The sequence below is a fragment of the Micromonospora sp. C28ISP2-4 genome (assembly GCF_030519385.1).
In the GTDB taxonomy this organism is placed as follows: Bacteria; Actinomycetota; Actinomycetes; order Mycobacteriales; family Micromonosporaceae; genus Micromonospora; species Micromonospora tulbaghiae.
Genome location: NZ_JAUMKG010000002.1, coordinates 18,219 through 40,968, shown reverse-complemented (window position 1 = coordinate 40,968; position 22,750 = coordinate 18,219). Strand labels below are relative to the sequence as shown.

Here is a 22,750-nt window from a genome sequence, read left to right as displayed (position 1 = left end):
GTGCCGGTCGTGGACGTGCACACGCACGTCGTACCGAAGGGGTGGCCGGACCTCGCCGCGGCGTGCGGCGGGTCCGGCTGGCCCTGGCTGCGGGTGGACTCCGAGCGCGCCGCCATGATCATGGTGGGGGAGACGGAGTTCCGCCCGATCGGCGCCCAGTGCTGGGACGCGCCGACCCGGCTCGCCGACATGGACGCCGACGGCGTGGACGTGCAGGTCGTCTCTCCCACCCCGGTCTTCTTCAGCTACGACCGCCCGGCCGATCAGGCGGTCAAGGTGGCCCGGATCTTCAACGACCTCACACTGGAGGTCACCGCGGCCGGCGGCGACCGGCTGGTGCCGTTCTGCCAGGTGCCGTTGCAGGACCCGGACGCGGCCTGCGCCGAACTGGACCGCTGCCTGGCGGCCGGGCACGCCGGTGTGGAGATCGGCAACCACGTCGGTGACCGGGACCTGGACGACGAGGGCGTCGTGCAGTTCCTGACCCACTGCGCGGAGGTCGGTGCGCCGGTGTTCGTGCACCCGTGGGACATGCCCGGCGGCCCCCGGCTGGACCGGTGGATGGCCCGCTGGCTGACCGGGATGCCGGCCGAGACGCACCTGTCGGTGCTCGCGCTGATCCTCGGCGGCGTGTTCGACCGGGTGCCGGAGACGCTGCGGATCTGCTTCGCGCACGGCGGCGGCAGCTTCCCGTTCTGGCTGGGCCGCGCCGACAACGCCTGGCACCGTCGCGGCGACCTGGTACGCGGCGCTTCCAGCGCACCGCCCAGCTCCTACGTCGACCGGTTCCACGTCGACTCGGTCGTCTTCGAACCGGCCGCGCTGCGGCTGCTGGTGGACACCATCGGCGCCGAGCGGGTGCTGCTCGGCAGCGACTACCCGTACCCGCTGGGGGAGCGGCCGGTCGGCCAGGTGGTGCACCGGGCGGACTTCCTCACCGACGCGCAGCGGGACGCGCTGCTCGGCGGCAACGCGCTGCGGTTCCTCGGCCGCTGAAGGCGGCTGCCGCCGGACGTGTCGCCCGGCCTGCGGGCCACCGGACCGGCAGGATGGACGGCATGGCCGAGCCGCACGACCTGACCGCGCTGGAACAGGCCGCCGCGATCCGCCGGGGCGAGCTGTCCAGCCTGGAACTGGTCGAGCACCACCTGCGCCGGGTCGAGGCGCTCCGCGACACCGTCGGCGCGTTCGTCACCGTCACCGCCGACCGGGCTCTCACCGCCGCCCGCGCCGCTGACGCGCTCGCGGTGGAGGAACGCGGCCCGCTGCACGGGGTGCCGACCGCGATCAAGGACCTCACGCTCACCGCCGGCGTACGCACCACCTTCGGCTCGGCCGCCTTCGCCGACTTCGTCCCGCCGGTCGACGCCGACGTGGTCCGCCTCCTGGCCGACGCCGGCCTGGTCAGCCTCGGCAAGACCACCACCTCCGAACTCGGCTGCTCGCTCTACTCCGAAGGGCTGGTGGCGCCGCCCGCCCGAAACCCGTGGAACCTCGCGTACACCGCGGGCGGGTCCAGCGGCGGAGCGGCAGCCGCGGTCGCCGCCGGGCTCGTGCCGGTGGCGCAGGGCTCCGACGGCGGCGGCTCACTGCGCATCCCGGCCGCGCTCTGCGGCCTGGTCGGCTACAAGCCCAGCCGGGGCATGGTCTCCGGCGGGCCGCTCGGCTTCGGCGGCTTCGGGCTGCCGGTGAACGGACCCATCGGCCGAACGGTCGGCGACGTGGCCGCGCTGCTCGACGTGCTCGCCCGCCCGGTGCCCGGCGAGCCGTACCTGCCGCCGGCCGCGCCCGCCGGCGGGTATCTCGGCGTCACCCGCGCCGCCCGCGCCGCCGGCCCCGGCCGGCTGCGCGTCGGCCGCTTCACCACGCCGATGCTCGCCGACGAACCGGTCCACCCCGACTGCGTCGCCGCCGTCGACCGGGCCGCCGCGCTGCTCACCGACGCCGGCCACGAGGTGGTCGACGTTCCCGCGCCACTCGGCCCCGAGGCGTGGCCGCTGTTCGAGACCGTCTGGTACGCGCTGGCGGTCACCCCGGTCCCGGCCGGGCGGGACGGCGACCTGCTGCCGCTGACCCGGTTCCTGCGCGAGCGCGGCGAGGCGCTCGGCGCGGCCCGGCTGATGGCCGCGCTCGGCGAACTCCAGGCGCAGGTACGCCGTGGCGTACGCCGTACCGCCGGCTGTGACCTGCTGCTCTGCCCGACGCTCGCGGCCCCGCAGGCGCCTGTGGGCGCGTTCGCCGCCCTCGAACCGGCCGAGGACTTCGACGCGCAGAGGCGCTTCTCGCCGTACTGCGCGGTCTTCAACGTCACGGGCGATCCGTCCGTTTCGCTGCCGGTCGGACGGACCGCCGACGGGCTTCCGGTCGGGGTGCTGCTCACCGGCCGGTACGGCGACGACGCGACACTGCTCGCCACTGCCGCGCAGCTGGAGCACCGGAGTGACGGATGGGATCAGCACCCCGCAATCTGGCGGGCCGCCGACTCCGCTAACGTGAACATCACAAGTGACGTGGGACGCGACCGGTCCTGACCGGCCGACCCGCACCATTCCTGGTCTCTCTTTCCGCCTGGGGGCGTTGGGATTGTCTGTTACCGAGACGTTGGTGGTCTTCGTCGGCATCCCGGCCGCCGCGGTGCTGCTGATCGCCGCCCTGGCGGCCGTCGGCAGCCGCGGCAACGGTGGCGGCGCCAAGCGCTACCGGCCGGGCCGGCCCTTCGACTTCACTCCGGTCTGGTTCCTGGGCCGTCCGGAGCAGCTGGCCGACTCGGCCGGCACGGCGCTGGCCGCCGGGGCGCAGGCGCCGGCGTTGACCAGCCGCAAGCAGGAGCAGGCCGGCCGGGAGGCGCCGGCCGGTGGAACCGGAGGCGCAAGTGACCGTTGGTGAAGCGCGGCCCACGACGGGGACCGGCACCCCGCCCGACGTGCTGGACGGCCCGTTCTCGACCCGTCAGCTGCTCCGCATCGACGAGGCGCTGCGCCTCGCCGACCAGGGCACCGGCCTGGTCTTCTCGGTCTACGTCGGCGGCCTCGACGAGCCGATCCGGGAGCACGCCGAGCGGCTGCACCGCCAGCTCGCCGACCCGGACCGCTCGGTGCTGATCGCGGTGTCGCCCAACCAGCGGCAGCTGGAGATCGTCACCGGCAAGTACGCGCGCAAGCGCATCCCGGACACGTACGCCAAGCTGGCCGCGCTCTCCATGGTGGCCTCCTTCGGCGGCGGCGACCTGGCCGGCGGCATCATCCAGGGTCTCGACCAGCTCGCCAGCCACGCCGGCAAGGGCTGATCCCGAACCGCACACACGACGAAGCCCGGCCCGCGCACACGCGGGCCGGGCTTTCTCGTTCGCCGGCGGCGCAGACCGCACGACAGCGGCCGGGGCCGGCGCGGGCTGTCACCCGCCCCGGCCCCGGCCGGCGTGCCTCACTCAGGCGCTGCGCGCGTCCCGCTCCCGGGCCTTCAGCGCGCGGACCACGCCGTCGCGGCCCTCGGCCACCAGCCGCCGCAGCGACGCCGGCCGGCCGTCCTGGGCCAGCCACGCGTCGGTGGCCGCGACGGTGTCCTCCTCGACCAGGTACGCCGGGTACGCGAGCTGCACGAACTCCTGCGCCGGCTCGCTGTCGCGCTGCGCCCACACCTGGTCCACCGTGGCGAAGTACCGCTCCCGGTAGGGCGCGGTCAGCTCGACCTGCGCCGGGTGGGTGAAGCCCTGCAACAGCGCCCGGTTGCGCCAGTTGGGCAGCGCGTCCGGGCCGGTGAGCAGCGCCCACACCGCGGCCTTGTTCTCGACGGTCGGCACCAGCGCGTGCGCGTACGCGGCCTCCCGCTCGCCGCTGGCGGTACGGTCGGCGGCCAGCTCCGCGTCCACGTCGGCGGCGCCCGCCGCGCCGTTGGCCACGAGCGACTGGAGCACGGCCCAACGCAGCTCCGTGTCGACGGTCAGCCCCTCCGGCACCCCGTTGCCGTCCAGCCAGCCGCGCAGCGTGGCCAGGTCCTCGCCGGAGCGGGCCGACGAGGCGTACGCGCGGGCCCAGGCCAGCTGGAAGCCGCTGCCCGGCTCGGCCGCGGCGAGCGCGGTCCGGGCGGTACGGGACAGGTCCGCCCAGCCGGTCGGCGCCCACTCCGGGTCGGCGTAGAAGGTGAGCGCGGTGGTCGCCTGCCGCAGCGTGGCCGTGACCAGGTTGATGTCGGTCTCGGCGGTCAGCCCGGCCAGCACCAGCGCGACGTAGTCGCGGGCCGACAGCTCGGCGTCACGGGTCATGTCCCAGGCGGCGGTCCAGCACAGCGCCCGGGCCAGCGACGAGTCGAAGCCGGCGATGTGCTGCACCACAGTGGCCATCGACCGCTCGTCCAGCCGCAGCTTGGCGTAGGTGAGGTCCTCGTCGTTGAGCAGCAGCACGTCGGCGGCGGGCCTGCCGTGCAGCTCGGACAGCTCGGTCAGCTCGCCGGTCACGTCCGTCTCGATCAGCTCGCGGCGCACCAGCCGGCCGTCGGTCAGGTCGTACAGGCCGACGCCGATGCGGTGGGTACGCAGCGTCGGGTAGCCGGACGGGGCCTCCTGCCGGACCACCACCCGCTCGTACGTGCCGTCGGCCCCGATGGTCACCTCCGGGCGCAGCGTGTTGACCTGCGCGGTCTCCAGCCACTGGGCGGCGAACTTGCGCAGCTCCCGGCCGGAGGCCGACTCCAGCTCGGACAGCAGGTCGTCGAAGGTGGCGTTGCCCCAGGCGTACTTGCCGAAGTAGGCGCGCAGGCCGGCCAGGAACGGCTCCTCGCCCACGTACGCGACGAGCTGCTTGAGCACGCTCGCACCCTTGGCGTACGTGATGCCGTCGAAGTTGACCTCGACGGCCTCCAGGTCCGGCATCTCGCAGTAGACCGGGTGGGTGGAGGAGAGCTGGTCCTGCCGGTAACCCCAGTTCTTGCGGATCGACAGGAACGTGGTCCAGGCGTCGGTGAAGCGGGTCGCGTGCGTGTTGCACCAGTGGCTGGCCCACTCGGCGAACGACTCGTTGAGCCACAGGTCGTTCCACCAGCGCATGGTGACCAGGTCACCGAACCACATGTGCGCCAGCTCGTGCAGGATCGTGTTGGCGCGCTGCTCGTACTCGAAGTCGGTGACCTGCGAGCGGAAGATGTAGTGCGACTCGGCGTGCGTCACGCAGCCGAAGTTCTCCATCGCGCCGGCGTTGAAGTCCGGCACCCAGAGCTGGTCGTACTTCGGCAGCGGGTAGCGCACGCCGAACTTCTCCTGGAAGAAGTCGAAGCCCTGCGTGGTGATCAGGTGCAGGTCGTCGGCGTCCATGTGCGGGGCCATGCTGGCCCGGCAGAAGTAGCCCATGTCGATGCCGTCGTGGGTGCGGCGCACCTCGTGGTACGGCCCGGCGCAGAGCGCGGTGATGTAGGTGCTCATCCGCTCCGAGACGGTGAAGTGCACCGTCTTCAGGCCCTCACCGGCGGCCTCCTCGCGCTCCACCGGCATGTTCGACACGACCCGCCAGTGGTCCGGGACCGTGGCGTGCCAGGTGTAGACGCTCTTCAGGTCGGGCTGGTCGAAGCAGGCGTAGACCTTCTGCGCGTCGGCGGTCTCGAACTGGCTGTAGAGGTAGGTCTCGCCGTCCACCGGGTCGACGGTGCGGTGCAGGCCCTGCCCGCTGTTGGAGTAGCCGAAGTCGGCGTCGACCACCAGCACGTTCTCGGCGGCCAGGCCGCTGAGCGTGAGTCCCTTCTCGGCGGACCAGCCGGACAGGTCCACCGGCTCGCCGTTGAGCGTGGCCGACCGCACCGATTCGGCGGCTGTCTCGATGAACGTGGTCGCCCCCGGCTCGGCACAGCGGAACCGGACCTCGGTCACCGAGCGGAACGTGCGACCGGTGGGCTGCACCGCGGTCGACAGGTCAAGGCTGATGTCGTACCCGGTCACCTCGAGCAGGCGGGCCCGCTCGGTCGCCTCGACCTGGGTCAGGTTGCGCACTCCCGGCACTGTTCGTCTCCATCCCACTCGTCTCGCCGCGCCCCGCGGCGCCGGTCTCCCCCGGCCGCTCGTGACGGCCCGTCGATAACCGAGTCTTCCATGCACGGACCGCTCTCGGTGGTCGAGGTCACGCTCTCATTCCGGTACCGGGCACCCGGGTGCGGGGTGAGGATCGGAGGTGACCGCGCCGGGTCCCCGGCGCGACGATGTCGTGAAGGGAAAACACCGTGACCGAACGTGTCACCGCGGACATGTGGTTCGACCCGCTGTGCCCGTGGGCGTGGATCACCTCCCGTTGGCTGCTGGAGGTCGAGCAGGTCCGGGACGTGGACATCCGGTTCCACGTGATGAGCCTGTCCGTGCTCAACGACGGCCGGGAACTGCCGGAGGAGTACCGCGACCTGATGCGCGACGGCTGGGGCCCGGTGCGGGTGTGCATCGCCGCCGAGCAGGCGCACGGCGCCGAGGCGCTGGCGAAGCTCTACACCGCGATGGGCACCCGGATCCACCTCGGCAAGGAGGGCCTGGGCCGGGACATGCTGGTGGGCGCGCTCACCGACGTGGGCCTGGACCCGGCGCTCGCCGACGCGGCCGGGTCCACCCAGTACGACGAGGCGCTGCGGGCCAGCCACGAGGCGGGCATGCGGCCGGTCGGCACCGACGTGGGCACCCCGGTGATCCACGCCCCGGGTCCGGACGGCGCTCAGGTCGCCTTCTTCGGCCCGGTGATCACGCCGGCGCCGAAGGGCGAGGCGGCCGGCCGCCTCTGGGACGGCGTGCTGCTCGTCGCCGGCACCCCCGGCTTCTACGAGCTGAAGCGCACCCGGGAGCAGGGCCCGATCTTCGACTGAGCGGTAAGGAAGGGCCCCTTCTTAACGCCTGCGGTAGAGAAAGGGCCCCTTCTTAACACCGGCATCGCACCCCGAGCCCCGCACCGCCCGTCACCGGGCCGGTGCGGGGCTCGTTTCACCGGGTGTCCCAGCCGACGGCCCGCGGGGCCGCAGCACGGCAGCTCCTGGAGGCGTTCCCATGGCCAAGCACCGCCGCATGTCCGACGACGCGCCGCAGCAGGCGACCGAGGACTCCGGCGCGACGTACTGGTCGGTGACCGAGAGCGACTGGCCGGCCGGCCCGGCCGAGGTGGCGGACCTGCTGGCCCCGCCGATCGTGGTGGGCGTGGCCCGGGTGGTGGCCACCTCGCGGATGACACCGCCGGGCGAGGCGGGCCGACCGGCCCGCACGCCGTCGCGGCCGGGCACCGCCGCCCACCCGCCCCCCGCGGGCGCGACGACGGTACGCCTCAACGGCGGCCCCCGCCTCGCCCCGCCGACCCGCCGTCCGGTTCCGGGCCGGCACCGTAACCCCACCGCCTGAGCCACCTGCCCGGTGTTAAGAAGGGGCCCTTCCTCTACCGGAGGCGTTAAGAAGGGGCCCTTCCTTTCACCTGGTGGTAAGCGGGTGAGTCCGGCGGCGGGGCCGATCGGGGCCCGGGTAGCGTCAGCGAACATGACGGTCGTGCATCCGATCACCCGGGCCTGGATCACCACTGGCGGCACCGGCGCGCAGAACTACGACGAGTTCGCCGACGACGCGGAGATCACCTCCATCGTCGAGGCGAATCCGCACAGCGCTCTGGGCATCGAGATGCCCCACCGGGCGCCCGGCAGCCTCGGGAAGTCCTTCCTCGACGCGCTGCCGGACGCGGTGGCGCGCCTGGCCGAGGCGAAGGCGGACGGCAGCTACACGCCGGCCGAGCAGGTGGTGGTGCTCTACCGGATCAGCGCGCCGGGCGAGGAGAGCGCGTACGGGCTGTGGGCCATGGTCGACACCGACCAGATCTCCACCCGCGCCGACGAGCCGGGTCTGGTGATCCGCAACGAGGACGTGTTCATCGCCAAGGTGCGTGAGCGCGTCGCGCTGGCCGAGGCGCTCGGTCACCTGCTCTCGCCCGTACTCCTGCTCCAGACCGGCAAGGGCGACGAGCTGCACGCCGCGCTCGCGGCGGCGACCGACGCGGCCGGCGCGCCCGCCGCGACGGACGTCGACCAGTCCGGCCGTACGCACGCGATCTGGCTGCTCGGGCCGGGCGCGGCGCAGGACGAGCTGACCGCGCTCGCAGGCGGCGGGGAGCTGGTGGTGGCGGACGGCAACCACCGCAGCCTGGCCGCGCAGACCGGCGGGTTCCCGCGCTTCCTCGCGGTGGTCACCACGCCCGCGTCGGTGGCCATCCAGCCCTACAACCGGCTGGTCAGCGAGCTGACCACCACGCCGGGCGAACTGCTCGACCGGCTGCGCGCGGCGGGCGCGGAGATCACCCCGGTGGACGGGCCGGTCGACGTCCCGGCCACCGGCGGCGTCGTGCACCTCCACCTCGGCGGGCGGGGTTACGCGGTGACGCTGCCGCACGTCGGCGCCGGCCGGCTGGAGAACCTCGACCACGCGCTCGTCGAGCGTCTGCTGCTGCGCGACGCGCTCGGCCTCGACCCGGGCGACAAGCGGATCACGTACGTGGGCGGCGACTATCCGGCGAGCTGGCTCGTCGGTGAGGTCGACGCGGGCCGGGCCGAGCTGGCGGTGCTGGTCGCGCCGGTGACCGTGGACGACTTCGTCGCGGTGAACCTGGCCCGGGAGAAGATGCCGCGCAAGAGCACCTGGTTCACGCCGAAGGCGCGGGCCGGCCTCGTAGTGGCCGAGCTGCCGCACTGACCGTGTGACGAATCCGCCTCCGGGTCGCCGCCCGCGCGCCGGCCCGGAGGCGGGCCTGTCAGACTGCGCGGTATGCGCGTCTACCTGGGATCCGACCACGCCGGTTTCGAGTTGAAGGTGCACCTCGCCAACCACCTGGCCAAGCAGGGCTACGAGGTGGTCGACGTGGGACCGCACGTCTTCGACCCGGACGACGACTACCCGGCGTTCTGCCTGCACACCGGTGACCGGGTGGTCGGTGACCCGGGCAGCCTCGGCGTGGTGATCGGCGGCTCCGGCAACGGCGAGCAGATCGCCTCGAACAAGGTCGCGGGCGTCCGGGCGGCGCTCGCCTGGAACGTCGAGACCGCCCAGCTGGCGCGCGAGCACAACGACGCCAACATCGTCGCGATCGGCGCCCGGCAGCACACGCTGGACGAGGCCACGGCGCTCGTCGAGGCGTTCCTCACCACGCCGTTCTCCGGCAACCCCCGGCACAGCCGGCGCATCGAGCAGGTCGCCGCCTACGAGCAGAGCCGCCGCCTGCCCGAGCTGCCCGCCTGAGCGGACACCTCAGGGCTCACCGCCCGTTGCGGGGCAGTTCCTCGCGCGGCACCCAGTTGCGGCGGATGAGCACCACCCGCTGTTCGGCCTCGGCGAGGTCGTCCTCGGTGGGGCGGGCCGCGTCCCGGGCCCGCAGCGCGGCCGTCACGCTCACCTGCGACGAGCCGGAGCCGACCAGCCCGCGCAGCCCGCGCTCGCCCTCCTCGGCGGACGCGGCGGCGCGGCGTCCCCGGGGCTCCGGCTCGCCCGGCCGGCCACCGCGCGCGGGCCGGGGCGTCACGTCGTCGTGTACGGGTGCGGTGCTGGCGGTGGTCCCGCCGGCGTCGCTGCTGTCGGCGTCGGCCGGGGTGCCGGCCTCGCCGTGATGCCGCAGCCGTCGTCGCCGTCGCTCCGCCTCACCCATCCTGTGACCGTACCGCCCCCGACCCATCCGCGCCCGGGACCGCGCGATCATGAAGTCGGCCGGGACGAACCGGACGGAACACGCCGCCAACTTCATGATCGACGGAGGGCGCGGTGGTCAGAACACCTCCATGGGGGAGGGGGCGCGGTGCCAGGTGAAGGCGGGCGTCAGCGCGGCCAGAGTGTGCGGGATCAGCTCCTGGACCCGGCCGGCGGCGGCCAGCGCGTACGGGTTCGCGCCACCGAGGTACAGCTCGCCGAGCGCACGTACGTCGCACGCCAGCCCGGCCGGGGCGGTGGTGGGCGTGCACTGCGCGCCGTCGCGTCCGCCGACCAGCCGCCAGCGGCCGGTGTTCTCCTTCAGCAGCTCGTCGGTGACCTCGATCACCACGTCGACGTCGGTGGCGTAGCGCCGGGCGGCGAGCGCGGCCGGCACGTCCACCACCCGTACCCAGAGCGCGTCGGCGAGCTGTGGGGAGAGCTGGCGGGGCTCGTCCGCCAGCCGCAGCAGCGGCTCGTCCAGTGCTGCGATCGGGAACGACAGCCGGCGGGTCAGGTCGACCGAGAGCAGCAACCGCCACAGCGCCGTGTAGGCCTCGGGCGTCGCCGCCACCACCTCGCCGACCTGCACCTCGGCCTGCGGGCCGGTGACCGACGAGCTGTCCTTCGTCCGGTAGAGCGCGTACCCGTCGAGGCCGTCGGCGCCCTCGTGCAGCAGCACCCGGCGCTCGGTGGCACCGCCCCGGTGCGCCTTGAGGTCCGCCAGCACGTACGACCACCAGCGCTCGTCGCGCCGGGACCAGCCGGGACGCTCCGCGCGGACCCGCTCGTACAGCCGGGCCAGCTCGTCCCGGTGCGCGTCCGGACGGTCCAGTCGCAGCCTGCGCTCGGCGGGCGCCGGGGCGGGCAGTCGCAGGCCGGTGGTGTCCACGGACAGCACGTAGCGCGGGGCCGCCGACCCGTAGCCGAAGCGGGGGTAGATGCGTCCCTCGCTGGCCCAGAGCACCGTGATCGGCTCCCGGCCGGCGTCGTGCACGTCCCGCAGCTGGCGCCGCATCAGCGTGGTGAGCAGGCCGCGTCGCCGGTGCGTCGGCGCGACCGCGACCATCGTCACGTGCGCGGCGGGCACGTCCGCGCCCGGCACCGCCAGCTCGCGGCTGAACGCGGCGGCATGGGCCACCGGTGTCGCGCCGTCGCGGACCAGCAGCGACCGGTCCGGCTCGAAGATCGGGCGTTCCAGCGCCTGTACCTCGGGGTCGAGGTCGCCGTGGAAGGCGAGCGCCAGCAGCGCCGCGATGTCGTCGAAGTCCTCGGCCCGGGATACCAGCACGTCAGTCACGGCACGTGTGTATCGCACCGCGACGGGGGTCGGCACCCTATTTGCGGGCTGGCTACCCTCGGAACGGAGGCCGGTACCGGTCGAGGGGGAGGACGGAAGATGGCGGACCAGACACAGCCGTGGGCCGAGCGCACCGTGGAGGTGCCGCCCCAGCCGGGGGTGGTGCCCCCGCAGCGGGACGCGTTCCAGCGCGGGGTGGCGGCGGTCGGTCAGCCGCGCCCGTCGCGTACGCCGCGCACCGAGCAGTTCCCCACCGTGGAGCACGGCGACTGGGCGGCGGAGCCGGCGCCGCGCCGGCCGATGAGCTGGCACCTGGCCCAGGCGCGCAAGGGCGGGGAGCTGAGCGCCGCCGGCGCGCTGTTCACGTTCGTGTGCTGGGGTATCTGGGCGATCTCCGGCCGGGGCAACCTGGTCGCACCGCTGCTGACGTTCGTGCTCAGCCTGCTCACCGCGGTCGGCCTGTTCGCGCTGGCCCGGCTGCTCGGCCGGCTGATCCTGGAGCGGCAGTTCGGCCGGGTGCGCCGCAGTGCCAAGGGCGCTCACCTGGTGACCGCGTTGTTCCTGGTCGGCGTCGGTGTGGCGTATCTCCAGCAGACCGAGTGGGTGGTCTCGGCCTGGAACTGGGTGACCGGCAACTGAGCCGACCGGTCGTCCGTCCGGTACGCGCCGGACGGACGACCGGGGGCGCCGGCGTCAGAAGGTGGTCGGCGCGCCGGCCGTCCGGCAGGCGGCGTTGATGTCCTTGCCGGCCTTCTCCATGGCGGGGTTGTCGGCGGCGGTGCCCGGGTCGGCGGCCGAGCCAGCCTTGCCGGCCTCCGCGCCGAACTCCTTCAGCGCGGTGGCCGCCTTGCCGTCACCGGCGGTTCCGGCGAGCTCGGTCACCCGGTCGCCGAGTTCGGTGAGGATCGCGCCGGTCTGCTTCGTCAGGTCGCCGCCTCCCTGAACGACGGCCATGAGCTTCGCCCGCATGTCCTTGTTGATCTTCTCTGCTGCGGTGCAGAGTTCCTTGTCGCTCAGGGCGGCCGCCGACGGCGACGGGGCCGCCGTGGAGGGGGCCGCGGAGGCCGACGTGGCCGCCGGCCCGGCCGTGGTCGAGGGCTTCTCGTCGCCGCATGCGGCGAGGCCCAGCACGGCACAGGTCAGGAGGATCGGGATGATCCGGTTCGTCTTCACGTCTGGGCACGCTAGTCGATGCCGGTCATTGATCAAACTCGGTTTGCCGGGGTGGTCCGCGGGACGCACGGGCGGGCGGCATGCGTGCCGCCCGCCCGTGCCCGGCCGCGGTACGCCGCGACACCGGTCGTCGCTCCACCAGGACCGTGCTGCCTTACCCCGCCGCACGGGCTTCATCCGTCGCCCGTTGGGCTGAGCGCTCAGCCCTGCTCGTCGGCCTTCGGCGACGCGACCCGGGCCGCCGGGTCCTCGACGCCCGGCTCGCCGCCACCCGGCGCCACCATGCCGTCGTAGTTGTAGACCACGCCGTCCTCGTGCGTCTTGGTGGTCCGGATGTAGCGGTGGATCATCCCGTCGATCTCGATCTCCAACAGGGCCTTGCCGTCCGTGTCCTGGCTGCTGCCGTCGCGGGGACCGCCCGCCAGGTACGCCTTCGTGTTCGTCTCCATGTGCCCGCCCTACCCCCATCCGGGCCGGCGGAAACGGCTGGGGCCGGCGACCGCCCACCGCCGTGAGCGGCCGTTCAGCGAGCCGGGGCGTGCTTCCGGCGCACCGGCCCCGCCCGGCCGTCGTGCCGGCACGGCATAGCGGAGCAGCATGACGGCATGGGCGCGTATCGATCAGCGTACGAGCGGAGCATCGCCGACCCGGCCGGCTTCTGGCGGGACGCGGCGGCCGACATCGACTGGGTCGTCCCGCCGGAACGCATCCTCGACGAGGAGGCGGCGCCGCTGTACCGCTGGTTCCCCGACGGGGTGCTGAACACCTGTCACAACGCGCTGGACCGGCACGTCGCCGCCGGGCGCGGTGACCAACCCGCGCTGATCCACGACAGCCCGGTGACCGGCACGGTCCGTACCCTCACCTACGCCGAACTGCTCGCCGAAACGGCCCGGTTCGCCGGTGCGCTGCGCCGTCTCGGCGTCGGCCGGGGCGACCGGGTGCTGCTCTACCTGGCGATGGTCCCGGAGGCGGTGGTCGCCATGCTGGCCTGCGCCCGGATCGGCGCGGTGCACTCCGTGGTCTTCGGCGGGTTCGCCGCGCACGAGCTGGCCGTCCGGATCGACGACGCGCGGCCGAAGGTGGTGGTGGCCACCTCCTGCGGCATCGAGGCCGACCGGGTGGTGCCGTACCACCCGATCCTGGCCGCCGCGCTCGACGAGGCCGCGCACGCGCCGGAGCGCTGCGTGGTGGTGCAGCGCCCGCAGGAGCCGGCCCCGCTGGTGCCGGGCCGCGACCTGACCTGGGCCGAGGTGATGGCGGACGCCCAACCGGTGCCGTGCGAGCCGGTGGCGGCCACCGATCCCCTCTACATCCTCTACACCTCCGGCACCACCGGCCGGCCCAAGGGCGTGGTGCGGGACAACGGCGGGCACGCGGTGGCGTTGCGCTGGTCGATGCGCCACGTCTACGGCATCGAGCCGGGCGAGGTCTTCTGGGCCGCCTCCGACGTGGGCTGGGTGGTCGGCCACTCCTACATCGTGTACGCGCCGCTGCTCACCGGCGCGACCACTGTGCTCTACGAGGGCAAGCCGGTCGGCACCCCCGACGCCGGGGCGTTCTGGCGGGTCGCCGCCGAGCACCGGGTGGCCGCGTTGTTCACCGCGCCCACCGCGATCCGGGCGATCCGCCGCCAGGACCCGGAGGGCGAGCACATCACCCGGTACGACCTGAGTGCGCTGCGTACCCTCTTCCTCGCCGGTGAACGGCTGGACCCGGACACCTGGGCCTGGGCGGGCCAGCGCCTCGGCGTACCCGTGGTGGACAACTGGTGGCAGACGGAGACCGGCTGGCCGGTGGCGGCCAACCCGCGCGGCCTGGAGCCGCTGCCGATCAAGCCGGGGTCGCCGTCGGTGCCGGTGCCCGGCTACGACGTGCGCGTGGTCGACGGCGCGGGCCGGGACGTGCCGCCCGGCACGGACGGCTCGATCGTGATCCGGCTACCGCTGCCGCCCGGCTGCCTGCCCACGCTCTGGGGTGACGACGAGCGGTTCGTCCGCTCCTACCTGTCCACGTTCCCCGGCCACTACCTGACCGGCGACGGCGGCCGGTTCGACGAGGACGGCTACCTGTACGTGATGGGCCGCACCGACGACGTCATCAACGTGGCCGGGCACCGCCTGTCCACCGGCGCGATGGAGGAGGTCCTGGCGACGCACCCGGCGGTGGCCGAGTGCGCGGTGATCGGCGTGGCCGACGCGCTCAAGGGGCAGGTGCCCAGCGGGTACGTGGTGCTCAAGGCCGGCGCGGAGTTGGATCGGGACGCGCTCGCCGCCGAGCTGGTCGCGCTGGTCCGGCAGCGGATCGGCCCGGTGGCCGCGTTCCGCCGGGTGACAGTGGTGCCGGCGCTGCCGAAGACGCGCTCCGGGAAGATCCTGCGGCGCACCATGCGGGGCCTGGTGGAGGGGCGCGACGAGCCGGTCCCGGCGACCATCGACGACCCGGGCGCGCTCGCCGTCTTCCGCGACCTCGGCACCGCTGACTGAGCCGGCCGGGCCGACCCGCCCCGGACGAGCTGACGCGGTCCCCGGCCGGACTCCACCGGCCGGGGACCGCGTTTGGTCAGCGCCGCACCGGGTTGGCGGCGGCGTAGTCGCGGGCGACCCGGACCAGTTCCACCAGGCCGCCGGCGTACTCCTGCGCCTCGGCGTGCGCCTCGTCGAACGGCGGCTGGAAGCCGACGCCCTCCCACTGACCGGTGGCCTCGTTCCACCTGTCGTTTCCGACCTCGAAGTCCCACGCGAAGATGCCCAGCTCGTAGTAGAGCTGGTCGGCCGAGTTGCCGGCCGCCGAGTAGAGCACGTCGGCGACCGGGCCGGTCTGCGACGGCCAGGTGACTGTGCCGCGCTCGGCCGCGATGGCGCCGACGATGCGCCGCGCGCTGCCAAGGAACAGCGTCGACTCGTCGATCGACGGGCGCGGCAGCGTCACCCGCCCGTCGGCCTTGTACGCACCGGGCGGCCACATGAAGTAGCCGCCGTACGAGTGCACGTTCATCGCGAACTTGATGTTCGGGTGGGCCTTGGCCAGGTCGATCACGTTGCGGCTCTCCGGCTCGGACAGCTCCGCAGTGCCCGCGTAGTTGCCGGACAGGCAGTTCGCGCTCGCGCCCACGTACCCGTCGAACAGGGATCCGACCGTGTAGTTGCGGTTGACGTCGACGCCCCACATGGTGCGGTACTTCGGGTCACGGGAGGCGCCGGTGCAGTGGTTGACCAGGTTCTTGCGCTGGAAGTTGTAGTCGTGGAACGAGTAGTTCGCGCCGTCCGGGTTGACCGTCGGGATGACGAACACGTCCACCTGCTCCAGCAGCTTGCGGGTCGCCGCGTCGGTACGCGCGTTCGCCAGCAGCCGCTCGGCGAACTCCAGCGTCACGAGCGGGGTCGCCCATTCGCGGGCGTGCTCCTGCGAGTACGCCAGCACGCCGATCCGGGAGCCGTCCCGGTGCTTGCCGATCCGCAGCGCCTGCACCGTCCACGGCCGGGCCGGCACCTCGGTGCCCTGCAACCCGTCGTCGAGGCGTACCGGCCCGGTGACCGGCATCGGCAGCCCGGCCGAGCCGTCCTCCACAGTGGCCCGGAAACGCGCGCCGCGCGGGGCGTTGATCAGGGCGGCGACGTCGTCGGTAGTGCTCGTCACCTTGCCCGCGCGGTCGGTGGCCAGCGAGACGGTGAGCACCCGGTCCCGGTAGCGCATGCTCAGCGGCCGGTTCGGCCGGCCCGGGTCGACGGTGCGTACCTGCACGCCGTTCATGCCCTGGTCGCCGAAGCGGACCGACTCGACCACCACGGCGGCGGCCGCCGGGTCGCCCAGGTAGGCGGCGGCGTTGCGGCGGTAGCCCTGGGTCTTGTTCGGCAGGTCGATCACGTCGACCAGGTCGCGGTACTGGCGGCCGAGCCGGGCGATGCGCGCCTTGATGTCCACGGGCGTCAGGTACGCGTCGATGAAGTCCTTCTGGTAGCCGGCCGGCTGCGGCGGCGGGGTCGCGTTCGGCCAGAGCGACGGCGTCACCGGCCGGCTCGTGCCGCCGAGCGTGGAGGTGGCGGTGAGCTGCACCGGCCGGCTCGGCACCGGCTGCGGCAGCGCGTAGTGGTACTGGTACTCGCCCGAGTCCTCGAAGCGGTACAGCGGGAACGAGCCGGTGGCGCCGTCGGCCGTACGCCAGGTGACAGTGATCTCGACGTCCGGGTCGTCGGTGGCGGTGGTGGCGACCTGGGCCTGGAGGAACGTCCTGCCGCCGGTGGTCCACCAGTACGCCTGGAGGAACTGGAGCGTGTCCACGGCGGCGGCGGTGCCGCTCGTACGCAGCCCGGCGCGGGTGCGGTCCTGCGCGGCGCGGCGGCTCTCGGCGAGGTGCCGGGTCCCGTCGTCGGCGCGCTGCACCACCTGCACGGCGGTGGCCCCCTGCCGGGTGAGGTCGGCGAGCTGCCGTCCGGTGAGGACCAGGTCGGCGATCAGCACGCCGTCGCGGGAGCGGGGACGGTTGGCCAGGTCGGCGCCGCCCGCGACCAGGCGGTCGAGCTGCGCCCGGTCGGCGAGCTGCACGCGGACCAGGGCGGTCTCGGTGGCGGCGAGCGTGATCGCGGGGGAGGGCGGTGCGGCGGCGCCCGGCCCGGGATGGGCCAGCGCCGCGGCGATCAGGATGCTGGTGGTGGCGAGTGCGGTCCACCGTCGTCGGACGAACACGGGGCCTCCTGACGAACGTCGATCTCTCTGCCGTTCACACCAGCCGAGGCATCGATCGCTGTCAAGCTCACTTCCGGTCAGCCGGCGAACCGGTACAACCGGAACTCCTTGTCCGCGCCGCAGACCAGCATCTCGGTGTTCCACGAGCAGGACTCGCTGCGGATCTGCTTGAGCTGCCCCATCTCGACCGGCTTGCCGCCCACAGCCGTCCCGGCGAGGACGCGGTCGTCCTCGTACGCGCTCGGCGCCTCGGAGAAGATCAGCAGGTTGCCGGCGTCCAGCCGGACCGCCACCCCGTCCCGGTCGCGCAGCACCGCCGTGCCGTCCGGCGCGAACAGCGTCACCGCGTCCTGCGGCGAGTCCCGCCCGGCCAGCACGTGCTCACCGACCGGCACCAGCGACTCGGCGCGCGGCGCCGCCCACTGCCGGGTGCCCTCGCCCTCGGTCGCCGCCACCACCCGGGTGTCGTCGGCGCCACTGCCCGGCGTCTCCAGCAGGCACACGCGACGTTCCCCGCAGGTGACCATGTCCTTCGCCCGGCCGCCCTGTTCCGGCGCCTCGTACAGCACACTGGGCGTGCCGAGGCCGCCCAGGTCGTAGGCGAGCAGCCGCAGGCCGCGCTGGTTCTCCGCCACGTACAGCCGGTCGTCGCGGGCGGCCATCGCATCGTCGAGCCCGGCCACGTTCCCCCGGTCCTTGAGGATCTTCCCGCTGCGCAGGTCCAGGACCCGGACCGACCGGTCCGCGCCGACCTGCACCAGCCGGTCCGCCTTCCCCGCCCACGGGGCGAGCGGCGAACCCTCGGCGTCGCCAGGCCCGTCCAGCGCCGCGCCGGTGCCGACCGGCACCACCTTCGTGCGCGCGTCGCCGTACTCGGTGCGCGGGTTCGCCCGCTCCCACCGCTGCTCGCCGTCGTCCAGCCGCATCCCGACCAGGCGCTCGCCGGTGCGGTCCAGCCGGACCACCGTGTCGGGTCCGAAGAACAGCGCGTCGTCGCGGCCCACGTCGGTCCGCCAGCGCTGCTTGCCGGAATCACCGTCGAGCACCGCGAGCACGCGCGGGGTGCCGCTGCCGGTGGCCTCGCCGAGGACGAGCAGCCCGTCGGGCAGCGCCCGGACCCCCGCCCACCGCTGCGCGGCCGCGTCGGTCCGCCTCTCCCAGACCGTCTTGCCGGTCGCCGCCTCGACGGCTGTCACGTGGAGATGGTCGTCGGGCAGCGAACGGACCAGGTAGGCGCGGTCTCCGAGCGTCGCGGTGAACATCTGGTCCGGCCGCCCGTCACCGGCGGACACCGTCTTCACCAGCTCGGCGGTGTGGAAGTCGAGCGCCGGGTGCCGGTCCCGGAACACCCAGAGCAGCACCGCCGCCGCCACGGCGACGACCACCAGACCCGCGCCGAGCGCGATCCACCGGCCGCGCCGTGGCCGGCCGCCGCCGGGCCGGACACCGCCCGGCGCGGAGAAGAAGGGCGTCCCGGGTACGCCGGGACCGGGCCCCGCCGGCGGCCATCCTCCGCCGTGCGGGGGCGGCGGCATCCCGGGTACGCCGTGGTGCGCGGCGGGCGCTGCTCCCGGCGGCACGAAACCGCTGGCGCCCGGAGTGCCGTCGTACCTCGGGTGCGGGACCGGGCCCCCGGCGAGCGGCGCGCCGTCGTACCTCGTGGGGGACGTCGGTGGGACGGGGCCGTCGGCGACCAGCGTGCCGTGCGGGCCGGCGGGCGCCGGGTCCGGCGCGCCGAGCGGCGCGGTCGGGTTCGGTCTCGTCGCACCGGCGGGGATCGTGGCCGCACCGGCGTCCGCAGCTGATCCGGGCGGGGCGGGCGCGGGTTCGGTCGACCCGGGCCGGGCCGGCGCGGGTTGTGCCGACGCCAGGTGAGCGGGGACGGTGGGGCGGCCGGACCGCCGGGGCAGCGGCAGGTCGGTGAGCGCGCCCTCGGCGACCGGCATCTCCGGCTGCTCCAGCACCGTCGGCGCGATGCCCAGCTCGGCGTGCAGCAGCCGGGCCACGAGCGGCACCCGGGTCGACCCGCCGACCAGGAACAGGCCGGCGAGCTGCTCCGGGCGCAGCCCGGCGGCGGCGGTCACCTCCCGGGTCTCCGCCACCGCCCGGGACAGCAGCGGCGCGGCCAGGCGTTCGAAGTCCTCCCGGGGCAGCGGCACCGCCGCCTCCACCCCCGGTACGGCGACCGGCGCGACCATGGCCCGGGACAGCATCTCCTTGGCGCCGCGCACGTTGTCCCAGAGCTGCTGGCGGTCCCGCCGATCGGCGGTGGTCGTCGGTTCGGTCAGCCGGGCCCACTCGCGCGGATGAGCCGGGCCCACCAGCTCACCGAGCCGTCCGAGCAGTGCCGCGTCCAGGTCGAGACCGCCGAGGTCGGGGATTCCGCCGGTGGCCACCAGCTGGAAACCGGAGTCGCCCCACGGGTCGGCGCCCTCGTTGCGCAGCACCGCCACGTCGAGCGTGCCGCCGCCGAAGTCGAACACCGCCACCGCACCGCCCACCGGCACCGGCCGGCGCAGCACCTGCGTGAAGTAGCGCGCCGCCGCCACCGGCTCGCGCAGCAGCCGGGTGCCGGGCGCGATCGGCCCGGCGAGCGTGTGCTCGGCCGCGGCCGGCCAGCCGGCGAGTTCCAGCGCGTCGTGCAGCACCTGACGCCGGGCCGGCGTCCAGGCCGCCGGGTGGGTGACCACCGCCGGAGGCAGCATCCCGACCGCCGCGACCGCCGCGTCCGCCACCGCGCGCAGCGTCGCCGCCAGCAGCTCCGCCGGGCGGTACGCCCGCCCGCCCAGCTCCACGGTCGCCTCGTCGACCCGGCGCTTCGGGTTCGGCTCGTAGCCGGCCGGGTCGGCCTGGGCCAGGCGCTGCGCGTCCCGCCCGACGTGCAGGTGACCGTCGGCGTCGGCGTACACGCCGGACGGCAGGATCGGGTGGCCGTCGACGAGCACCGGCCGGGTCCGCCCGTCCGGCCAGCGCAGCACCGCCACCGTGTTCGAGGTGCCGAGGTCCACGCCGAGGGCGAAACCGTCCTGCTGGCCTGCCATTCGCGGCTACCTCCACCACCCGACGAGGATGTCCGGCCCGCATCGTACGCAGGCCGCGCCGCCTCGCCGTTCACCCGGCCCGGGGAATGGACTGGCCCGTCCGGCCCTGCGCCGCATACCGTCGCCGTCATGAGGGTGATCTCCGTCAACGTAGGCCGACCGCAACCGAACCCGTGGAAGGGCATCGGCGCCACCGGCATCGACAAGCGGCCCGTGGACGGCCGGGTCGCCGTCACCGCGCCCGGCCCCAAGGGCACCGGCGACGTCGGGCTCGCCGGTGACCGGGTCTACGACGTGGCCCACCACGGCGGCACCGACCAGGCGGTCTACGCGTACGCGCGGGAGGACCTCGACCACTGGGAGGCCGAGCTGGGCCGCCCGCTCGCCGACGGCAGCTTCGGCGAGAACCTGACCACCAGCGGGCTGGACGTCAACGGCGCCCTGATCGGCGAGCGGTGGCGGATCGGGCCGGACCTGGTGCTGGAGGTCTCCTGCCCGCGCATCCCCTGCGGCACGTTCCAGGGGTGGCTGGGCGAACGCGGCTGGATCAAGCGGTTCACCCAGGCGGTACGACCCGGGGCGTATCTGCGGGTGATCACGCCCGGCAGCGTCGGTGCCGGAGACCCGGTCGAGATCGTGCACCGGCCCGACCACGACGTGACGGTGGCGCTGGTGTTCCGGGCCACGACGCTGGAGTCGGAGCTGCTGCCCCGGCTGCTGGTGGCCGACGCGCTGCCCGCGGAGGACATGGCGCAGATCCGCCGCCGCCTGTCCTGACCGGCGGGCCGTCAGGGGTGTCCGCCTCCGGCCCGCCGCCTGGCTGCCACCACCAGCCCGGCGGCGAGTACCGCCACCGTCGCGCCGCCGACGATCCACCAGGGGCCGGGGATGTGCCGTGCGGCGACCTGCGTCCGCTCCGCCGAGACGGCCGACGGGGTGGCGGCGAGCGCCGGGGCCGAGATCTCGCGGATCCCGGCGCACAGCCCCGTGGCACCGGCGGACGAGTTCACCCGGTACCGGGCGCCGACGCGGAAGCCGTAGCCGCAGCTCTCCTCGCTGCGCGACACCTTCAGGCCGAGCATGTCCCCGACCCCGGCGCCGCCCTTCTCGACCGACTCGACGGTGATCCGGACCCCGCGGTCGGTCACCTCCGAGACGGTGCCGACGACGATGCTGTCCGCCCGCTCCTCCCGCTCGGACGTGGACAGGGCGCACGAGCAGGCCGACGCGGGTTCGGCGGGCGACACGACCACGACCAGGCCGAGAGCTGCCAGGGCGACGACGAGCAGGGCACGAAGTCTCATGGCCGCTTCGACGCCGCCGGATGCCGGTCGGTTCCGCGCCCGCTTGACGTCAACCGGACTTCAGGTCGGAGGCTTCCGGTGTGCTGAACTCCGTACTCGACGAGGCGTACGAGCGCGTACGCCACACCGGTCCCGAGCGCGACGGGTGGCTGTCCAACCACGTGCCGATGGCGGCGGAGGCCCTGGTGCGCCACGGCCACGGGCGGGCCGTGCACCGCTGGATCGACGCGTACTCCGACCGGCTGGAGGAACGCCCGCGCGGCATCCGGCGCATCGCCGCCGACGAGTGGCGTGACCCGCTCGGCGACCCGGTGCGCACCGGTGACTGGCTCGACCTGTTCGACAGCGAGCTGGCCGCCGATCCGTGGCGCGACGTGCTGGCCCGCTGGTGGCCCCGCCTGCTGCCGGGCATCGCCGCCGGCGCCACCCACGGCGTCATCCGCGTCGGGCACGCCGTGCGCGCCCTGCTCGACGCCGAGACCGCACCGCGTGTGACCGAACTCGGCCAGGGGCTCGCCTACTGGGCCGCACGCTGGCAGCCGCTCGCCCCGCCCGGCGCCGGGTCGTACCCCGGAACCGACGCCCGGTCCGCGCTCGACGCCGTGCCGTGCGTACCCGATCAGCGGTTCGGCATCCGGTCCCGCCTGGTGCAGCTGGCCGACCTGGACCGGTGGCCGGCCGCCGCGGCCGCAGTGCCCGGCGACGCCGCCGCCGACGTGCCTTCCCGGCTCGCCGCTGTCGTCGACGCCGCCGTGCTCAGGCACGGCACCCACGGGTACGCCAGTCCCGTGATGCTCGTGCACGCCGCCACCGCGCCGAACGCCGTGCTGCGTACCCTGCCGGCCCTGCCGCCGGCGCTGTGGCACCCGAGCCTGGCCGCCGCCTGGGCGGCGACCGCCGCCGTCACCGCGGCCTACGCCCCGGCCGAGGCCCGTCCCCTCCCGCCGGCCGCCGGGCCGGAACTCGACGAGGTCATGGCGCGGGCGCTGGACACCGGGGACGCACACGCGATCAAATTCATCGACACCCTGAGTGATGCGTACGCCCGCAGCGCCGACCCGGCCCTGCTCGCCGTCGCGGCCCGATCCGTCGAGCAGATCGCCGCAGACTGAACACGTGGAGGGCTGATGACACCCGACGACGAAGCGTTCCTGCGCCGCGCCGTGGAACTCGCCGACCGGGCCGGCGCGTCCGGCGAGCGGCCGTTCGCGTCGCTGCTCGTCGGCGCGGACGGCACCGTCCTGATCGAGGACCACAACACTGTGGTCTCCGACAGGGACGTCACCGCCCACCCGGAGCTGAAGCTGGCCCGCTGGGCCGCCCGGCAGCTCGCCCCCGAGGCGGCGGTCGCCACCACCATGTACACCAGTTGCCAGCCCTGCCCGATGTGCACAGTCGCGATCAACGCATCAGGCCTCGGCCGGGTCGTGTACGCGCTGTCCACCGAGCAGTTCGAGCAGGTCAAGCCGGCCACGCCCGCGCCGCGCCCGGTGCGGTACGACGGGCCGGCGCTGTTCGACGAGGCGCGCCGGCCGATCGAGGACCACTACTAAGCGCATCGGCCGACGGTAAGGGCCCCGAA

21 protein-coding genes are annotated in these 22,750 nt (G+C 74.3%); 13 read left to right on the top strand and 8 right to left on the bottom strand.

Annotated elements, in window-relative coordinates:
- From Q3W68_RS08915 to Q3W68_RS08900, 4 genes are all read left to right on the top strand, one after another.
- The gene (locus Q3W68_RS08915) at window positions 1-996 is read left to right on the top strand and encodes an amidohydrolase family protein (protein ID WP_302905026.1); all 996 of its coding nucleotides are present in this window, start codon (window positions 1-3) and stop codon (window positions 994-996) included.
- Between the two features lie 62 nt (window positions 997-1,058).
- Window positions 1,059-2,531 (top strand): amidase, encoded by a 1,473-nt coding sequence (locus Q3W68_RS08910; protein WP_302905025.1) that lies wholly within the window; start codon window positions 1,059-1,061, stop codon window positions 2,529-2,531.
- A 70-nt stretch (window positions 2,532-2,601) separates the two neighbouring features.
- Entirely contained in the window at window positions 2,602-2,886 is a 285-nt protein-coding gene (locus Q3W68_RS08905; RefSeq protein ID WP_026268244.1) for a hypothetical protein, read from the top strand.
- The gene (locus Q3W68_RS08900) at window positions 2,873-3,286 is read left to right on the top strand and encodes a DUF5130 family protein (RefSeq protein ID WP_091423148.1); all 414 of its coding nucleotides are present in this window, start codon (window positions 2,873-2,875) and stop codon (window positions 3,284-3,286) included. The genes Q3W68_RS08905 and Q3W68_RS08900 overlap by 14 nt, the downstream gene beginning before the upstream one ends.
- A gap of 141 nt (window positions 3,287-3,427) precedes the next feature.
- On the opposite strand, the gene pepN is transcribed toward Q3W68_RS08900, so the two are convergent.
- Complete coding sequence (gene pepN / locus Q3W68_RS08895; protein WP_302905024.1) at window positions 3,428-5,974, bottom strand: aminopeptidase N; 2,547 nt, start codon at window positions 5,972-5,974, stop codon at window positions 3,428-3,430.
- Between the two features lie 227 nt (window positions 5,975-6,201).
- Here pepN and Q3W68_RS08890 point away from each other — a divergent pair, with 227 nt between their 5' ends.
- From Q3W68_RS08890 to Q3W68_RS08875, 4 genes are all read left to right on the top strand, one after another.
- A complete protein-coding gene (locus tag Q3W68_RS08890) occupies window positions 6,202-6,825 on the top strand; it encodes a disulfide bond formation protein DsbA (protein ID WP_302905023.1) in 624 nt (207 codons plus the stop codon).
- 178 nt (window positions 6,826-7,003) lie between these two features.
- Window positions 7,004-7,348 (top strand): hypothetical protein, encoded by a 345-nt coding sequence (locus Q3W68_RS08885; protein ID WP_302905022.1) that lies wholly within the window; start codon window positions 7,004-7,006, stop codon window positions 7,346-7,348.
- A 132-nt stretch (window positions 7,349-7,480) separates the two neighbouring features.
- Window positions 7,481-8,680, top strand: coding sequence for a DUF1015 family protein (locus Q3W68_RS08880; RefSeq protein WP_302905021.1), 1,200 nt, complete (start codon window positions 7,481-7,483; stop codon window positions 8,678-8,680).
- 72 nt (window positions 8,681-8,752) lie between these two features.
- Complete coding sequence (locus Q3W68_RS08875; protein ID WP_302905020.1) at window positions 8,753-9,223, top strand: ribose-5-phosphate isomerase; 471 nt, start codon at window positions 8,753-8,755, stop codon at window positions 9,221-9,223.
- Between the two features lie 16 nt (window positions 9,224-9,239).
- Here the strand turns inward: Q3W68_RS08875 and Q3W68_RS08870 are convergent, their stop codons facing one another.
- Together Q3W68_RS08870 and Q3W68_RS08865 are read right to left on the bottom strand one after the other, a co-directional pair.
- Window positions 9,240-9,626, bottom strand: coding sequence for a hypothetical protein (locus Q3W68_RS08870; protein ID WP_302905019.1), 387 nt, complete (start codon window positions 9,624-9,626; stop codon window positions 9,240-9,242).
- A 117-nt stretch (window positions 9,627-9,743) separates the two neighbouring features.
- Window positions 9,744-10,964: a GNAT family N-acetyltransferase gene (locus Q3W68_RS08865; RefSeq protein ID WP_302905018.1), complete on the bottom strand. Its 1,221-nt coding sequence runs from the start codon at window positions 10,962-10,964 to the stop codon at window positions 9,744-9,746.
- A gap of 99 nt (window positions 10,965-11,063) precedes the next feature.
- Here Q3W68_RS08865 and Q3W68_RS08860 point away from each other — a divergent pair, with 99 nt between their 5' ends.
- Window positions 11,064-11,603 (top strand): hypothetical protein, encoded by a 540-nt coding sequence (locus tag Q3W68_RS08860; RefSeq protein ID WP_302905017.1) that lies wholly within the window; start codon window positions 11,064-11,066, stop codon window positions 11,601-11,603.
- A 54-nt stretch (window positions 11,604-11,657) separates the two neighbouring features.
- On the opposite strand, the gene Q3W68_RS08855 is transcribed toward Q3W68_RS08860, so the two are convergent.
- Both Q3W68_RS08855 and Q3W68_RS08850 read right to left on the bottom strand, forming a co-directional pair.
- Entirely contained in the window at window positions 11,658-12,137 is a 480-nt protein-coding gene (locus tag Q3W68_RS08855) for a hypothetical protein (protein WP_302905016.1), read from the bottom strand.
- Between the two features lie 200 nt (window positions 12,138-12,337).
- Window positions 12,338-12,586 carry a hypothetical protein gene (locus Q3W68_RS08850; RefSeq protein WP_302905015.1) on the bottom strand — a complete coding sequence of 83 codons (249 nt, stop codon included), beginning with the start codon at window positions 12,584-12,586 and terminating at the stop codon, window positions 12,338-12,340.
- Between the two features lie 156 nt (window positions 12,587-12,742).
- Here Q3W68_RS08850 and Q3W68_RS08845 point away from each other — a divergent pair, with 156 nt between their 5' ends.
- On the top strand, window positions 12,743-14,623 hold the full coding sequence (locus Q3W68_RS08845; protein WP_302905014.1) for a propionyl-CoA synthetase: 1,881 nt from the start codon (window positions 12,743-12,745) through the stop codon (window positions 14,621-14,623).
- Window positions 14,624-14,699: 76 nt separating this feature from the next.
- Here the strand turns inward: Q3W68_RS08845 and Q3W68_RS08840 are convergent, their stop codons facing one another.
- Together Q3W68_RS08840 and Q3W68_RS08835 are read right to left on the bottom strand one after the other, a co-directional pair.
- Window positions 14,700-16,823: a M14 family zinc carboxypeptidase gene (locus tag Q3W68_RS08840; RefSeq protein WP_302905013.1), complete on the bottom strand. Its 2,124-nt coding sequence runs from the start codon at window positions 16,821-16,823 to the stop codon at window positions 14,700-14,702.
- A 77-nt stretch (window positions 16,824-16,900) separates the two neighbouring features.
- Complete coding sequence (locus tag Q3W68_RS08835) at window positions 16,901-19,864, bottom strand: Hsp70 family protein (protein WP_302905012.1); 2,964 nt, start codon at window positions 19,862-19,864, stop codon at window positions 16,901-16,903.
- Window positions 19,865-19,993: 129 nt separating this feature from the next.
- Between Q3W68_RS08835 and Q3W68_RS08830 the strand changes: the two genes are divergently transcribed.
- Window positions 19,994-20,641, top strand: a complete 648-nt coding sequence (locus Q3W68_RS08830) for an MOSC domain-containing protein (RefSeq protein WP_302905011.1) — start codon at window positions 19,994-19,996, stop codon at window positions 20,639-20,641.
- Window positions 20,642-20,652: 11 nt separating this feature from the next.
- Here the strand turns inward: Q3W68_RS08830 and Q3W68_RS08825 are convergent, their stop codons facing one another.
- Entirely contained in the window at window positions 20,653-21,168 is a 516-nt protein-coding gene (locus tag Q3W68_RS08825; protein ID WP_302905010.1) for a hypothetical protein, read from the bottom strand.
- A gap of 80 nt (window positions 21,169-21,248) precedes the next feature.
- On the opposite strand from Q3W68_RS08825, the gene Q3W68_RS08820 reads away from it, so the two are divergent.
- On the top strand, window positions 21,249-22,280 hold the full coding sequence (locus Q3W68_RS08820) for a questin oxidase family protein (protein WP_302905009.1): 1,032 nt from the start codon (window positions 21,249-21,251) through the stop codon (window positions 22,278-22,280).
- A gap of 15 nt (window positions 22,281-22,295) precedes the next feature.
- Entirely contained in the window at window positions 22,296-22,721 is a 426-nt protein-coding gene (locus tag Q3W68_RS08815) for a nucleoside deaminase (protein ID WP_194803417.1), read from the top strand.
- The last annotated feature ends 29 nt before the right edge of the window (window positions 22,722-22,750 follow it).